We start from the raw sequence: 16,115 nt of genomic DNA, 5'->3' as shown, positions 1-16,115 counted from the left end.
AGATGAAATGCGGACTTGAAATTCACGTTCAGCTTGAAACTGATTCTAAACTTTTCTGTGATTGCCATACAAATTATCAGGAGGCTGCAGCTAACTCCAACATCTGTTATGTGTGTTTAAACCAGCCTGGTGCAAAGCCATATCCACCAAATGAATCAGCAATGAATGGTGCAATTAAAATAGCTTTAATGCTTGGATGTAAGATAGCAGAAAATGAAACCTACTTCATGAGGAAGCATTATGATTATCCTGATCTTTCATCTGGTTATCAGCGAACATCCATCCCCATAGGATATGAAGGTAATCTTAATGGTGTGAGAATTCGTGAAGTTCACATTGAAGAAGATCCGGGCCAATACAAACCAGATACAGGAGTAGTGGATTTTAACCGGTCTGGAATTCCTCTTATTGAAATTGTAACCGAACCTGATATGAAATCACCAGAAGAAGCTAGGAATTTCCTAAGAGAGCTTATAAGAGTCCTGGAATATAGTGGCAGTGCTCGTGGTGAGGGAACCATGCGTGCAGATGTCAACATATCCCTTGAAGGCGGTAAAAGAGCCGAAATCAAGAATGTAAACTCTATAAGGGGTGCGTATAAGGCTCTTAAATATGAAATTGTAAGACAAAAGAATCTCATTAGAAGAGGAGTAGAAATAAAACAGGAAACAAGAGCATTTCTTGAATCCCAGATGATTACAGTTTCTATGCGTCTTAAAGAAGAAGCTGACGATTATAGATATATACCTGATCCTGATCTCCCGCCAATGATGGCAGAAGATGAGCAAATTGAAGGTATAAGAGAAGCTATGCCTGAACCACCTCATATTAAGGCAGAAAGGTTCATTGACGAATATAAAATTGAAGAAGAATATGCAAAAGTTATGACTTCTGAATTAGCACTGGCAGATGCATTTGAAGAAATTGTAAAGAAAGTTGAACCTTCATTTGCAGCCGTATGGATGAGAGATGAGCTTAAAAGAGTACTTAATTACAATAAAATAAGTTTTGATGAAAGCCACATAAAAACAGAAGATATTGTAGAGCTTCTACAAATGATAAAGGATAAAAAAATCACTCCTAAGGCTGCTAAGAAGATAATTGAGAAAATGCCTGAAAATAATGAGCATCCATCCAAAATAGCTGAAAATATGGGTTTAATTGGAGTAAGTGATGAAGAAAGTGTTATGAATGCTGTAAAACAGGCCATTGATGAAAATCCTCAAGCAGTCTCTGATTATCATGAAGGTAAAAAAAGCGCCATGAATTTCTTGATAGGGCAAGTTATGAGACTTACACGTGGGAAAGCTGATCCTGGTGAAACTTCTAAGTTTTTAAGAGACGCTTTAGCTAAATAAGACTTAATACATTCCCTTTTTTTATTTAATCATAAATTAAGCATAAATTTTTTAATAACTTCAAACAAATTAATATAAAACAATTTTATTGAAAATTAGGGCTTTAAATGGCAAAAAATGTTTTAGACATGATTTTATGGCATCCCCCAATGGAAATAAAAAATTGTAAAATAACTTATGTACATAGGGGAGCTAATGGAAACCTCAAAACTATTTCAGGAAACCAAATAAGTCATTTAGAACGTGGATTTTTAATATTAAACGATTATACACAAATTCCATGCCATAGAATAATAAAAATTGAATGTAATAACCAATTAACATGGCATAAATAATTAAATTATAAAATAAACAAAAAATTTGATGGAATATTATTTAGGAGATTTTAAATGAGTAGTTCAGCTCTTGTAAAACATTATATGACAAAAGAGGTTATAACGGTAACTCCCGAAACCCCCAATGAAGAAATTATTAATTTAATGAAAAGCACTGGTCACGACGGATTTCCAGTTAAAATAAACGGCGAAGTAATGGGTATGGTAACCGCCTTCGATTTACTCTTAAAACCATGGGATCATGCAGTTAAAGACATTATGTCCACTGATGTTGTGGTTGCAGACCAGGACATGTCCATAAACGATGCCGCACGAGTAATGTTTAGAATGGGAATATCAAGACTCCCCGTTATAGATAAAGAAGGTAAATTAGTAGGCATTATAACTAATACTGATATTGTAAGGTCCCATATTGAAAGATCCACGCCAATGAAAGTGAATTACTTTAAAAAGACATTAGAACAGCTTTATGGCGTTGAAACAAAGCTTTTAAGGATGAAAGTTCCCACAGAACAGCTCAGGCCAACCCAAAACAAAATATATGCCGATGAACTTCAAGGCAGGACTTATGAACTTGAAAGAGGGCTTGCAGAACCCACAATCACCGTTAAAAGTGGAAATAGGCACATTTTGGTGGATGGTCACCACAGAACTGTTGCCGCCTCTAAGCTGGGTTATAAAGAAATAGATTCCTATGTAATCGAGTTAGAGAAAGATATTAAGCTGGGTTTGGAAAAAACAGCAGACAAAGAAGGAATTTACACTCTTAACGATATCGAAATAATTGATGATGCTCAACATCCACTTATAGCCATAACTGGAAGTTTAAGGAAGAATAAACAAAAATAAACAAATTATAACATATTAAACTGTTTTAAGGAGATTAAAAGTGAAAGATAAAATCATAAGAGAGGTTTATACTGTTTTAGAGGATAGACGTGATAATCCTATTGATTCTTACACTTCTAAACTCATGAGCAACGATGAAAAGCAAGCAGAGGACAAAATACTTGAAAAAATCGGTGAAGAAGCTGCAGAAGTTATAATCGCTTCTAAAAATGACGAAAATCTCGTATCTGAATCTGCTGACCTTATTTTTCACACATTATTGCTTCTGGCATATAAAGGCATTGATATTGACGATTTATTTGATGAATTTGAAAGAAGAGTGAAATAAAAATTAATTAGGACCTTTTTTACTTTCATATAAAATAATCTTAATTTTTTCTTCGGTTATAAGGCCGCCCTGTATTATTCCTTCTAATTTAGTTTTAATCATTTCTATTTTGTTTTTTCTATCAACAACTTCAATTACTATGGGCAAATCTGTTGAAAGCTGTAGTATTGCAGTTGAATGGATGTAGCTTGTTTTTCCAAATCCTCCAATTGCCCTTAATACAGTTGCGCCAGCCAATCCTTCATTTTTAAACATTTCAAGAAGATATCTGTAAAGAGGTTTTCCTTCATACCTATCAGATTCTCCTATGAATATCCTAAGCAAAATAGCTTCTGACTCTTTTTTCATTTTAAACCTTCCATAAGTTTAATGCAGCAATTTTACCCAAATATATGGCAAATATTGTAAGTAAAACCGCCCCTACAACATTTATACTTAATAATAGTAATTCATTCTGTTCTAATAACTTAAAAGATTCGTAGCTGAATGCTGACATTGTTGTAAACGATCCAAGTATCCCTATTGTTAAAAATACCCTTGTTTCTTCACTAAAAAGCCCTCCAAATTCTGATGAGTACATTACAAAACCCATAAGAAAGCTTCCAATAAAATTAACACCAAAAGTACCTAATGGAAACACTGCCGCTTTAGACTGAAGTAATCCGCTGATTAAAAACCTTAAAATAGCCCCAATAAATCCCCCAAGTCCAATCCATAGCCATAAGTTAATTAATTCTGTTTTTAGCATTTAATCATCCTTAAAAATGAATATAAATATAATTTTTAATTAATCTTGTATTTTTTTAATTTCTTGCATAAATCTTTCTTTAATTTCTTCTGGTTCCATATCAATTACAGGAACATCTGCATTTCCGGGTTTAACTTTCATATGCACGAAACCCGGTCCCTTTGCATCTAAAACCTGTTTAAAATCTATTTTTTCTTCAAAAATAAATGTGTTTTTAAATCCAACAGATTTTGCGATTTTGGCAAGGTCTACTTTTGTTGTATATGTGCATTGTGACCCTGTTGAACCGTAGCACTGGTTATCAAATACCACAAGTATCATATTTTCTGGGTTTTGGCTGAAAATGGTTACAAGAGTTCCCATGTTCATAAGAACAGATCCATCACCGTCGAATACTACTACTTTTTGTTTTGTGGATAATGCAAGTCCAAGTCCAATTGATGATGCCATTCCCATTGAGCCAAGCATATAAAATTGTTTAGAAGAGTCTTTAACATGATACAATTCTCTGGATGGAAATCCAATGTTACATATGACTAATTCATCTTTAAGATTTTCTGTTATTATTTTGATGGCTTCAATACGTTCCATAATTTCACCATTATTTCCAGAATGGAATTTCTAAAAGTATTCCTACAGGTGTTTCGCCCATTTCAGACAGTTTCCATGCTTGAGGGATAAGTTCTAATGCTTCTTCAGCTGTTTTAGGGTTGAAGTAGGCAATGTTCAGTGCGTCTAAAACAAGAGGTGTTGCTCTTCCCATCGGGACTTGGGCGCCCATAAATTCTCCTTCAGTACCCCTATGGCTCATTATCATGAGCATTGGAATTTTATAAAGTTCATATAGAGATGCTAGTACATTAACTGAGTTTCCAAGCCCTGAATTTTGCATAAGTATTGCAGGTTTCTTCCCACCGAGAAATGCTCCTGCACAAATTCCAAATCCTTCTTCTTCACGCGTTACAGGAACATGAATAATATCAGGGTCACAGTCAACCATTTCCATGACTTTTCCAAGATTTACACAAGGTAAACTCACTACAAAGTCTATTCCTGCTTCTTTTAATGATTTATAAACAGCTTCACTACTTTCCACTTAACACACCTAAATTAACAGTATTATTCAATAAATTAAATATTAAAATATCTTTTTCTATGTATGTATAAGTCTTAATTGGTATTTAATCTTGAGGATAATTGGCCTTATTAAGAAAATAAAAATTAAAATATATATTTAAAGTTCCCTATGCCTTAAAATAGACAATACAAGATTTAATCCAAGTATCATGCTAATTATAAACCCAATTATACCTAAAAATGGAAATCCAAGTATTAATATTCCCTTATCTGTTTGCATTATTAATGATGAGCCAATTAAAAGCGCTGCTATGATTAAAGCTGTTGAAACTTTGTTACTTATCCGTTCCAAGTCCTTATGCTCTATTTCTATGCTTATTTTTCCTTCTTCTAATCTGTAAAGAGTTTTACTGACACTTCGAGGGAGTGTTTTTATAAGATGCTCTACCTCAAATAAATTATCTTTTACAAAATCCATGAACCCTAACGGGCTTATTCTTTTTTGAATAACTTTAAGAGCCATTGGTTTAAATGTTTCCACAGGATTAAAGCTTGGATCTAAGTTTAAGCCTGTATCTTCAAGCATTCCAATACCTCGAGCCAAAAGCACAAATTCTCTAGGTAGGTGAATCTTATATTTCCTCATCAGAGAAATTAAATCATTCATACCCCCATGCATCTCATTTAACCCAATTCCATAGTATCTGTACATTAAATCTGTAAGTTCGTATTTGAATGATTTAATGTCTATTGATTCATTGATTATCCCCATGTAAATTAGCTGGTTTATCATACCTTTAACACTGTTTTCCATGAAGTAAATAATCAATTCAGCCAGATTTTCCCTGAATTCTTTATCCAAAATACCCATCATACCATAATCTAAAAAACATATGATATTATCATCTAAAACGTAAATATTAGCAGGGTGCGGGTCTGCATGAAAAAATCCATGGATTAATACTTGTTTAAAAAATGATTCTACCCCTCTTTTTGCAATTAACGGCTTATCAAAGCCTTCATCTGTATTTATAACATCTGCAACCTTTTTTCCTTCAATAAGTTCCATTGTAAGAACTTTAGAAGTGGAATACTCTTTATATACTGCTGGAACATAAACTGTTTCATCTTCTTTAAAATTATAGTCAAATCGTGTGATGTTCATTGCTTCTTGATTGTAATCAATTTCTTTTAATATTGAACGTTCAAATTCATCTACAATACCTGGAAAATTATAGTTTCTAAATTGAGGAATGTAATTATCAATTCTTTTAGCTAAAAACCGCATAATAGAAATATCTTCTTTTATAAGAACATCAACGCCGGGTTTCTGGATTTTAACAGCTACTTTATTCCTATTTTTTAAAACTGCACTGTGAACTTGGCCTATAGAAGCTGAACCCAATGGTTCCTTATTAAATTCCAAAAAAATATTATCTAGAGAATCTCCTAATTCCGTTTCTAAAACTGACTTAATGGTTTCATATGCTACTGGAGGATTATCATCCTGCATTTTTGAAAATTCATTGGAAATATCGTCCCCAATCAAATCAGGCCTTGTACTTAAAGCTTGACCTAATTTTATGTAAGTAGTTCCTAACTCCTGTAAAACAAGTCTTAATCTTAAGGGTATTGTAGCATCTAACTCTTCAATTGATTCATATTGATATGAATGGCTCTTAAATGGAATTTTATTTTTAAGATTTATCTTTTCAGTTATATAACCAAATTCGTATTTACTTAAAACTTTGATTATTTCATTCAACCTTCTAAGGTTGGAATTACCATCTAATTTCCCCAGTTTCATATATTTTCTTAGACTTTTGAGTTATATTAATACTATGCATTGAATGAAAATAAAATCAGCTTTAAAAAGAATAAAACAATTAAATTAAAAAAAAATGAGATTTAATCACTTATTAACGCATCAAGATCAAAGGATAAATCATCAGCAATCTCTTTAAGCTGCATGTATAACGTATCATCCAATGAAATACCTTCTTCTTTAGCTTTATGGACATTTCTAACTTCCATGTCTCCAGGAATAAAAATGTTCTCGCCAGAATCCTTAATTTCCCCAATAAATTCATCAACCTCTTCTTTAAATTCATTAAGATCAACAAATTTTGAAGGGTCTATTGCAATCATAAGGTCTCCCTTGGTACACATTTCCTCAGGATTAGCTGTTCCTGTTACTGCTTTACCAGATGCAGCTCTTACGAGAGGTCCTGCAAGTATTTCAATCATAAATGCTAATGCATAACCTTTATGCGCCCCAAATGGTAAGATTGAACCTCTTAAAGCACATTCCGGATCTAAAGTTTTCCTCTTGCAGATGCAGATGTTGCCATGTCCACAGAAACATAGTTTTTATTGGAGGGAATACCAATTGCTATTGGGTTTGTTCCAAGTATAGGTTCTTTACCGCCGATTGGAGCTACTGCAGGCTCGGTATTTGCAATTACAATCCCGATCAAGTCTTCCATAACTGCCATATCCGAATAGTATCCTGCAACTCCAAAATGATTGGAATCATGAATTCCTACAATTCCAATTCCTGTCTCTTTTGCTTTTTGAATGGCAATTTCCATTCCTTTATATGCAACAACATGCCCAAATTTGTGGTTACCGTTTATAAGTGCCATTGCAGGCGTTTCTTTTTCTACAATTATTTCATTTGGATATTCAATTGTTCCAGCTTTAAGTCCCTTTACATATTGGGGAAATCTACCCAGGCCATGAGATGAAAAACCCTTTAAATTAGCATCTAAAGTCACGTCAGCGACTATCTCTGCATCTTCTGTAGGAACGTTCATCTTTGTTAAAATTTCCATGATTATAGCTTTCTCTTGTTCTGCTGTAATATTCATTTTAGCACCTCACAAATTAAGAACACTGCCATCAAATGCCTTAATTTTAACTTTTTCATGGACATCTTCCCTTGCATGTCCTATTTTAAAGGCCCGATTGTGTTTTTTAATAATTTCTATTGTTTTATCTGCATCATTCTTATTTACAATTGCCACAAATCCGATGTTCATATTGAATACTCGATACATTTCCTCTAATGGAACATCTGATTCATATATTGATTTAAAAACAGGGTGTGGCTCCGGTAAATTTTCAATATCGTATCCAATACCTTTTTTAAGCCGTTTAAGGTTTAAAAATCCTCCGCCAGTTATATGGGCAAGTCCATGAATATCAATATTCTCATTCAATAGATCAATTACCGGTTTAACATAAATTTCGGTAGGTTTTAAAAGTTCTTGGCCAACTGTTGTGTTTGAATCAGAGGGTAGAGGATCATCTACATTTAAACCAAGTTTATCGAAAAATACTTTTCTTGCAAGGCTTAAACCATTACTGTGGATTCCACTACTTTCTATTCCAATAAGCACATCTCCATCCTTGATATTTTCGCCAGTTATGATTTTATCAGCATCTACTATTCCAATTCCAGTTCCTGCAAGGTCAAAGTCCTTTATGATCTCGGGAAGTGATGCTGTTTCGCCTCCAATCATTGCAATTTTGGATTCTTCAGCCCCTTTGGCCAGTCCTTTTCCAATTTCTCCTGCAATTTCAGGATCTGCCTTCTCTACAGCAAGATAATCCACCATTGCTATTGGTTCTGCTCCAACACAGAGAATATCGTTTACTACCATAGCAATGCAGTCTATTCCAACTGTATCGTATTTATTCATCATTTTTGCAACTAATATTTTGCTTCCAACACCATCTGTACTCATGGCTATTGCTTTATTTCCTAATTTTACAAGTGCTGCAAAATGACCGCTTTCTGTAATTACATCTCTAAAAGAAAGTGTTTTTTTAATTTCTGAGACTAATGCCGAAACTGTAGCCTCTTCAAGATTAATATCAACGCCTGATTCTGAATATGTTACCATGTAATTCACCAAAATAGATTTTTAAAAACCCTCAAAAATATTTATTTTTGGGGTTCGGAAATTCTCAAACACTTCGTGTTTTGAACGCAAAAATCATTGATTTTTGCAAGTTTTTAATTTCCTCAATTTTTAAAATAAAGGTAATTATAATATCTATTTGATTGATCTAAATAAAAAGCTTTAGATTAAATTAATATAAAAAATAGGAAAAATAAAAAAATCAAAATTTAATTAAAAAAAATGAAACTTCAAAATATTCTTTTTGGCTTAAAAAAAGATATTATTGGATCCGAACTGTTTCTAAGTTCATGGGAGTCTTTGTTTCAATTTTAAAGGACCTATATATACTTGATGCAAGATCAAGTGTTTTATAGTTATCTCCATGACATATAAGAATCTTTTCTGGTTTTGGAGATAGTTTTCTTACATAATCCATTAGTTGTTTTCTGTCGGAGTGTCCACTAAATCCTTCAATGGTTTTTATTCCCATTTTTACATTGTAAACATTGGTTTTCCCATCTTCTTTTAATGGAATTTCCTTCCATCCCTTCTGTAATCTTCTTCCAAGGGATCCTTCTGCTTGATAACCAACAAATACAAGTGAACTCTTCTCATCTCCACATAACCATTTGAAATATTCTACAGAATTTCCTCCTGTAAGCATTCCAGAGGTTGAAAGAATTATTGCAGGTTCTTCTCCTTCAACTATCTTCCTTCGCTCTTCTAACCCATTTACTTTGTGGAATACGTCAGATATGAATGGATTTCTGCCCATGTGGAATATTTGATCACGAAGATCTTTGCTTAAATATTCTGGTCTTGCTGTATGGATTGCGTTTGCTTCCCATATCATCCCATCTATATAAACAGGGACCTCATCAATAATACCGTGCCTAATATACTCTTCTAATACTATCATAAGCTCTTGAGCCCTTCCTACAGCAAATACAGGTATTAATATTTTTCCTTTTCGCTCAAGTGTTCTGTAAATAGTTTTTATTAACTCTTTTTCAGCGTCATTTCTTGTTGGCTGTACATCGCCATGTCCACCATATGTACTTTCCATTACAATTGATTCTATACGTGGGAATTTTGATACTGCAGGTTCAAGAAGTCTGCTTCTTTCAAATTTAAAGTCTCCAGTGTATACAAAGTTATGCTGGCCGTCTCCTATATGCATGTGAACAATTGCAGATCCAAGTATGTGTCCTGCATTGTGGAGTGTTAAACGGATGTCTGGAGCTATATCTGTCACTTCACCATAATCCAGAGTTATTGTGTGTTTAATAGATTTTTTAACGTGTTTCACGTTGAATGGTAATGGCTGGTCTTCACGATGAGCTATATCAATATGATCCAATTGTAAAAGTGTCATTAAATCTCTTGTTGGTGTTGTACAGTATACTGGGCCTTCATATCCATAATGGAATAAGTAAGGTAAGAATCCAGAGTGATCAAGGTGTGCGTGAGTTATTATAACTGCATCCAGGTTATCTAAAATAAATTCAGGAACATTAAGATAAGGATAAGAACTTTTATCATCAGCTCCGGCTACATTTACTCCACAGTCAAGTAAAATTTTACTGTTGGGTGTTTGCAAAAATAGGGATGATCTTCCAACTTCTCTAAACCCTCCAAGAGAAGTTAAACGTGTCCATTCATTTTCTAATTCCACGTTTCGATGAATTTTATTTCCAAGGGTTTGTAAGATTTTTTTACGTTCCTTACTGTTTTTTCGTAGTGTTCTTCTTATTCTTTGTATAATTTCAGAAGAAATTGGGGGCGTTCTAAGTATCTTTGGAGCCCATCCAGTTCCTTTAACTATTTCCCTGGATGTTGCACCATATTTACCGATTACAAGTCCCGGTTTTCTCGCCTCTATTATAACTTCACATGTAACCTCGTCAAAAGAGATATTAGTTATTTTAGCTTCTTCCGGAACTATTTCATGAATCTTTTCAATTGATTTTTCCGGTTCTGTAAGAACAGAACGATCAGAACGAATAATAATTCTTTTTCGTATATCCTTTGCAAGATCTCTAATAAGCGCTCCGTTTTCGGTTATAATCTCCGGGTTTTTTGTGTATATAACAACCTCGGGACCTTCAAATTCCACCTTCGCTACTTGTACTCTTGATGGAAGTCTTTGTACTATTGTATTTTTAATTTCTTGAATCTCTGAACCCATAAAATCACTTCTAAAAATAGAAAGATACTGTAAAATTTGTTTTACAGATTTTAATAAACTTAATAATAGACATATTCACTTTAATGTAATTGGAGGGTTAAAAAAAGTTAATTTACTTTCTTAATCTACTTTTTACCTCGTCTTCAGGGAGTATTTTATATCCGTCTTTGGTTATTGTTGCTACCAGAATACCGTTACCTGAAAATGCATCTCTTTCCATTGCAGATTGTATTGCTCTAATTGCAACATCTATTCCTTCTTCAACATCCATATCATCATTGTAGCGGTCTTCAAGAACCCCATATGCTACTGGTGAACCTGAACCTGTGGAAATCATTTTATCTCCGATTACTCCTCCTGTAGGGTCTAATGAGAATACTGCAGGTCCTTTATCATCCATTCCTCCCAGTAATGTTTGAACATAGTATGGATAAAACCTTGATGAATGTAATATATTTGCTGTTAGTGTTGCTGCAGATTCTACACTTATTCTCTCACCATTTCTTAGCCTGTAAAGAGCTACTTCCGCGCTTATATATTTCATAAGACTTTGGGCGTCACCTACTCCACCGGCAATTGTCGCCCCTATATGATCATCAATTTTAAAAATCTTATCAGTGGCCTTGTGAGCTATTAAATTACCCATAGTTGCCCTTCTTTCTGTAGCAAAAACAACTCCGTTTCTACATTTTAAACCAACAGTTGTAGTGCCTTTTAATCTGTTTTCATCATTCATGAATACACCTCAAAAAAACATAAATAAAGTAAAAATAGTTCTCTATGCCTATTATTAAATTTCATATTATATAAACATTGCTTCTTTACTTCGTGCTAATTTTAAATTTTAACGTGCTATATGTGTCTTATTAATCAATTAAACCAATTTCTTTGATTTTATCTTTCAAATATACTCTATTAAATTATATAAATAGAAATTAAAGATTATTTGAAAAATCTTAAAGAGAAATTTAGACACGTTTTATTATTTTTTAATAATTTGTGTATAATTTTTAATTATAAATTGAACTTTTAAGAAAATAACATTAATTTTATTATATACAACTTATATTTTCATGGTTTTTAAAGTTTTCTAATTATAAAATTAGCTGATGTAACTTTTTTTTGATATTAATAATTTTCAAAAAATAAAATAAAAAAAAATGTGGAGAAATATGGTTTATTCCTCTATTCTTTATGCTAATAAAAACCATAGTAGCCCGCTGGCTATTAAAAGCAGTATTATTGCTATTATCCACCAGTAGGATAGTAGTCCATTTCCTTGTGTTCCTGCAGATGTTTCATTTGAATTTGAAGTAGTGTTATTTGTTGTTGGTGCTGGGGTCGTTGTTTGTTTTGTGTTTGCTGCATTTCCTGTTGTTTTATGTCGTGTTAACGTATTGCTTGTTGCTGCATTCACAATTGGTGCTGATTTTATGGTAATATGAGTAGTTACTGTAGCTAGTGGATTAGCACTGTCTGCTGCTGAAACTGTTGTAATAATTGGACCGGATATTGGGCCGCCGTTTGCTGTGAAAGTAGCTGTTGCAGTACCGTATTTCATCAATACCTGTGTAATGCATCCCCAAGTTGTGGCGAAAGTTACTGGAATCTCAGATGGATATTTAGCAAACTCACTGCTGTGGCTTATACCGTTTGAATCTGTGTATAAATCCGCAGTAACCTGAGAAGTCATAGTATTAATTACTTCAGTCGGATTAGCAACTATAGAAAGCTTAAGCCACGGATTATCATCCACATCTTCACTAATAAGGTTAGTAACAGTTTTTGGGTCTACATTAGAACCCCACCAGTTATACTCTGCATTCATAAGACCATCGAAATTGTAGATAGCACTAATGTTAGTTGCTGTGTTTCCAACAATCCTGCTGAAATTAACAGTTACAATTCCATGTTGATTCATGATAGCACCACCATAATCTGCAGTGTTACCAGTGAAAACACAATCATTAGCAGTTAAAATTCCCCCATTGAAGATAGCACCACCATCCCATTCTGCAGTGTTACCAGTGAAAACACAGCCATTTGCAGTTAAAGTTCCCATATTGTCGATAGCACCACCATACCATTCTGCAGTGTTACCAGTGAAAACACAGCCATTTGCAGTTAAAGTTCCATGTTCATTTATGATAGCACCACCATAATCTGCAGTGTTACCAGTGAAAACACAGCCATTTGCATTTACAGTTCCCATATTGTCGATAGCACCACCAAAAAAATTTGCTGTGTTACCAGTGAAAACACAGCCATTTGCATTTACAGTTCCCCCATTGAAGATAGCACCACCAAAAGCAATTGCAGTGTTACCAGTGAAAACACAATCATTAGCAGTTAAAGTTCCACCATTGAAGATAGCACCACTATTACTTGCAGTGTTACCAGTGAAAGCACAATCATTAGCAGTTAAAATTCCCCCATTGAAGATAGCACCACCTTCTAATGCAGTATGTCCGTTTGTAATGGTTAAATTGGATAGGGTTACTATGCAATTTGGATTGATATTGAAAACTCTATCATGACCTCCAGCATCGATTTTGGTTAGGTCTTTGCCTGCTCCTTTAATATTCACGTTTTTATTGATGCTAATTCCGTAATCTCCAGGAGCGCTGAAAGTTTCTGGAGCAAGAATTACAGTATCTGTACTTGTACCGCTTGCTTGAGTAATCCCATAACTAATTGTTTTGTAGGGATTATCTATTGTTCCGCCCCCTGGAGCATCAACACCTGTTGTGTCATTAACATAAATATCTGCTGCTGAAACAGCTCCAATAAGTAAACAGGTTAAAATAATAACGAATGTGAGTAAAATTAATGGTCTTCCTAATTTTTTTTTCAATTTTTCACCTCCTTTTACAATTATTATCGAAAATTTCTCTTTTTTTAAATCCATTTGTACAATTTATTAACTATAGTATATTATAAGATGCTATAATTAATAGAGTATTAGTTTTTATTTCATATATAAAAGTTATTAATTTATGAAAAGAGAAAATAGCAAATCACTCGAAAATCAAAGATTTTGAGGGATTTTCGGTGTTGAAAGAAATTTTCAATTTCCTAAACCACAAAATCGAAGATTTTGAAGGCCCCAAACACTTGGTGTTTGAGGGATTAATAAATAATTTTTAAAAGCCAAATTTAAAAAAAAACATTTACAAATTTAAGGATTATTTGGGGATTATTGGATACAAAGCGTAAGATTATAAATGAATTTATCTAAAATCTCTTCAATACTTGTATCCTGGCGGTCATGGTACTTTCCTAGATTGAACATGTATACAAATGAGAATATGGTAAGTGCAAATGCCATATAATCTATTTTCTGATTGGGAATATTCTTTTCAATAAATTTACTGAAAACATATGAACCCTCCATCAAAAACTGTTCAAGTATTTTCCGATCTTGATTAAACCCTAATCGGAAAAATTCAAGATTATTCCAGACATACTTCACCAAATTTTTAACATAAGCTTCTAAAAAATCCCGAGGATCTTCAAACTCCTCATCAATAAATAACATAGAAGCTGCATCTTCATTCAATTTTTTCATACCATAAACCATAACCTGATCAAAAAGATTCTGTTTAGTTTTAAACTTTGTGTACAAAGTCATCTCAGTAAAACCAGCTTCAGCTGCTATAACTCTAGTAGTAGCGCCACCATATCCCTTTTCACTAAATAATTTTAGCGCTGCCTCTAAAATTTTCTGTTCAGTCACATCAGTCATATAAACCAACTATAATACTAAATTTTTAGCCCTTTAGATTTTTTCTCACTAGAAAAATTATCTTCCTTTTATTTTTATACGTTTAGATGTATTAATTTGGTAAAAAAATGAAACACCATCTAAATATCAGTAAAGAAGGCTTAACTTACATTTTGTCGAAGAAAATATTTAAGAGTATCTGTTCGGGAAATTCAAAAACTATAATGGCTTCAAAAGCCGTCGAAATCTATGATTTTATGGACCTCTCCAAAAAAAAACCTCCGATTTTTGAAGGGTATGAAAAACATTAATATGATGTTATTAGTCCATTAAAATAATTTCACATCTATGTTTTTGATACAACTTTGAATTTGTTGTTCGGGAGTTAAAAAAAGTAAAAATAAGGTAGATATTTAAGTGATTATGATATCTAACTTATCTTCAGCAACTGCATTTTTAATTTCACGTGCTATTCTGCGGCCCATGCTCATAAATTCACCAAACATAATGTAACTGTAGGCTGATGCGTGCATGAATGTGTTTGTTCCACCATCTATCCTTGCACTCATCTCAAATACAACAATTTCTAGATCATCATTACATAATGTTTGTAAACAGAATGGTCCGTTCATTCCAGGTTTTACTAATTTTTTAGCAGCTTCAACAAGGTTATCTCCAATATCAAACACCTGTGGAAGTAATGATTCCCTCATAACTACAGGATGGTTACCTGTTATCACATATGACGGGTCCATGGAAAGATCTAACTGATCCTTTGCCGGTATTCTGACAATTCCATCAATATTTGATTCATATCTGCTGTCCATACCCATTATTTCTACTTCTTCTTTTAATGCGGAATAGAAGAAGTGTATGCAATAATTAGTACCTGAAACATATTCTTCAATGTGTGCATGTTCAATGTCTGCATCTGTAATCCATTCCCTGTTTATCATGTCTGAAATTTTTTTATCAAATTCCTCTGGTGAAGAACATACGAAATACCCTTTTCCACCTCTTGCGCCAGGGAATTTGACCATTACTGTTCTGTCAATATCTGCACTGCTTTCGTACTTATTAGGTATCCTTATGTTCGATTCAATCATCAATTTTCTTTCAAGGTCCCTTTCAGCTTCCCATCTTAAAATTGACCTATTTCCAAACATTGGAACATTAAAGTCTGCTTCAACACGATCAAGCCCTGCATAAGCTATAAATGATCCATGAGGAACAACAATTGCATTCATATCACGTAATTTTTGTTGAACATCTTCATTTATTATATCGCTGAATTTATCCACCATAATATACTCATCAGCGACTCCAAATCGCTGGTATGGAACTTCACGACCTTTTTCGCAGACTACTGCAGTCTTAAAGCCCTCTTCTTTTGCTCCTTTTAATATATGTAAAGATGTATGACTTCCCAAGGTTGCAATGGTAATATCTTTCTTATCATAGCCCTCAAGGATGTCGAGAATTTTCTGTTTTTCTACTATACTCATCTTGAATCTCCTCTTGTTATAATTTGAACTTATATTGTTTATTTTAATAATTATCTTTTTTGGCTTGTGATTTTGTAAGAACTATTAAATAAAAA

General features: G+C 33.4%; 15 protein-coding genes and 1 pseudogene. 4 read left to right on the top strand and 12 right to left on the bottom strand.

Annotation, left to right across the window (positions count from 1 at the left end; translation table 11 throughout):
* Positions 1–2: 2 nt before the first annotated feature.
* The 4 genes from gatB to HZC47_02055 all read left to right on the top strand — a co-directional run bounded on the left by gatB (position 3) and on the right by HZC47_02055 (position 2,870).
* Entirely contained in the window at positions 3–1,358 is a 1,356-nt protein-coding gene (gene gatB, locus HZC47_02070) for an Asp-tRNA(Asn)/Glu-tRNA(Gln) amidotransferase subunit GatB (protein ID MBI5679671.1), read from the top strand.
* Between the two features lie 107 nt (positions 1,359–1,465).
* Positions 1,466–1,693, top strand: coding sequence for a DUF504 domain-containing protein (locus HZC47_02065; protein ID MBI5679670.1), 228 nt, complete (start codon positions 1,466–1,468; stop codon positions 1,691–1,693).
* Between the two features lie 54 nt (positions 1,694–1,747).
* Positions 1,748–2,542, top strand: coding sequence for a CBS domain-containing protein (locus tag HZC47_02060; protein MBI5679669.1), 795 nt, complete (start codon positions 1,748–1,750; stop codon positions 2,540–2,542).
* Positions 2,543–2,582: 40 nt separating this feature from the next.
* Complete coding sequence (locus HZC47_02055) at positions 2,583–2,870, top strand: phosphoribosyl-ATP diphosphatase (protein ID MBI5679668.1); 288 nt, start codon at positions 2,583–2,585, stop codon at positions 2,868–2,870.
* 3 nt (positions 2,871–2,873) lie between these two features.
* Here HZC47_02055 and HZC47_02050 read toward each other — a convergent pair whose 3' ends face one another.
* The 12 genes and pseudogenes from HZC47_02050 to HZC47_01995 all read right to left on the bottom strand — a co-directional run bounded on the left by HZC47_02050 (position 2,874) and on the right by HZC47_01995 (position 16,020).
* A complete protein-coding gene (locus HZC47_02050) occupies positions 2,874–3,218 on the bottom strand; it encodes a DUF190 domain-containing protein (GenBank protein ID MBI5679667.1) in 345 nt (114 codons plus the stop codon).
* Position 3,219: 1 nt separating this feature from the next.
* On the bottom strand, positions 3,220–3,600 hold the full coding sequence (gene crcB / locus HZC47_02045) for a fluoride efflux transporter CrcB (GenBank protein MBI5679666.1): 381 nt from the start codon (positions 3,598–3,600) through the stop codon (positions 3,220–3,222).
* A gap of 57 nt (positions 3,601–3,657) precedes the next feature.
* On the bottom strand, positions 3,658–4,209 hold the full coding sequence (gene comE / locus HZC47_02040) for a sulfopyruvate decarboxylase subunit beta (GenBank protein MBI5679665.1): 552 nt from the start codon (positions 4,207–4,209) through the stop codon (positions 3,658–3,660).
* Positions 4,210–4,219: 10 nt separating this feature from the next.
* Positions 4,220–4,714, bottom strand: a complete 495-nt coding sequence (comD, locus tag HZC47_02035) for a sulfopyruvate decarboxylase subunit alpha (GenBank protein MBI5679664.1) — start codon at positions 4,712–4,714, stop codon at positions 4,220–4,222.
* Positions 4,715–4,852: 138 nt separating this feature from the next.
* A complete protein-coding gene (locus HZC47_02030; GenBank protein MBI5679663.1) occupies positions 4,853–6,502 on the bottom strand; it encodes an AarF/ABC1/UbiB kinase family protein in 1,650 nt (549 codons plus the stop codon).
* A 101-nt stretch (positions 6,503–6,603) separates the two neighbouring features.
* Positions 6,604–7,565: pseudogene (locus HZC47_02025) on the bottom strand (Ldh family oxidoreductase).
* Positions 7,566–7,574: 9 nt separating this feature from the next.
* Positions 7,575–8,603, bottom strand: a complete 1,029-nt coding sequence (locus HZC47_02020) for a phosphoribosylformylglycinamidine cyclo-ligase (GenBank protein ID MBI5679662.1) — start codon at positions 8,601–8,603, stop codon at positions 7,575–7,577.
* A gap of 280 nt (positions 8,604–8,883) precedes the next feature.
* On the bottom strand, positions 8,884–10,791 hold the full coding sequence (locus tag HZC47_02015; GenBank protein ID MBI5679661.1) for a beta-CASP ribonuclease aCPSF1: 1,908 nt from the start codon (positions 10,789–10,791) through the stop codon (positions 8,884–8,886).
* Between the two features lie 112 nt (positions 10,792–10,903).
* The gene (psmB, locus tag HZC47_02010; GenBank protein MBI5679660.1) at positions 10,904–11,527 is read right to left on the bottom strand and encodes an archaeal proteasome endopeptidase complex subunit beta; all 624 of its coding nucleotides are present in this window, start codon (positions 11,525–11,527) and stop codon (positions 10,904–10,906) included.
* A gap of 456 nt (positions 11,528–11,983) precedes the next feature.
* Positions 11,984–13,645 (bottom strand): hypothetical protein, encoded by a 1,662-nt coding sequence (locus HZC47_02005; protein MBI5679659.1) that lies wholly within the window; start codon positions 13,643–13,645, stop codon positions 11,984–11,986.
* 342 nt (positions 13,646–13,987) lie between these two features.
* Complete coding sequence (locus HZC47_02000; protein ID MBI5679658.1) at positions 13,988–14,536, bottom strand: TetR/AcrR family transcriptional regulator; 549 nt, start codon at positions 14,534–14,536, stop codon at positions 13,988–13,990.
* Positions 14,537–14,928: 392 nt separating this feature from the next.
* Positions 14,929–16,020, bottom strand: coding sequence for a formate--phosphoribosylaminoimidazolecarboxamide ligase (locus HZC47_01995; protein MBI5679657.1), 1,092 nt, complete (start codon positions 16,018–16,020; stop codon positions 14,929–14,931).
* Positions 16,021–16,115: the final 95 nt, after the last annotated feature.

Source organism: Methanobacterium sp. (assembly GCA_016222945.1).
Classification (GTDB): Archaea; Methanobacteriota; Methanobacteria; order Methanobacteriales; family Methanobacteriaceae; genus Methanobacterium_D.
This window is presented reverse-complemented; position numbering and strand designations above follow the sequence as displayed.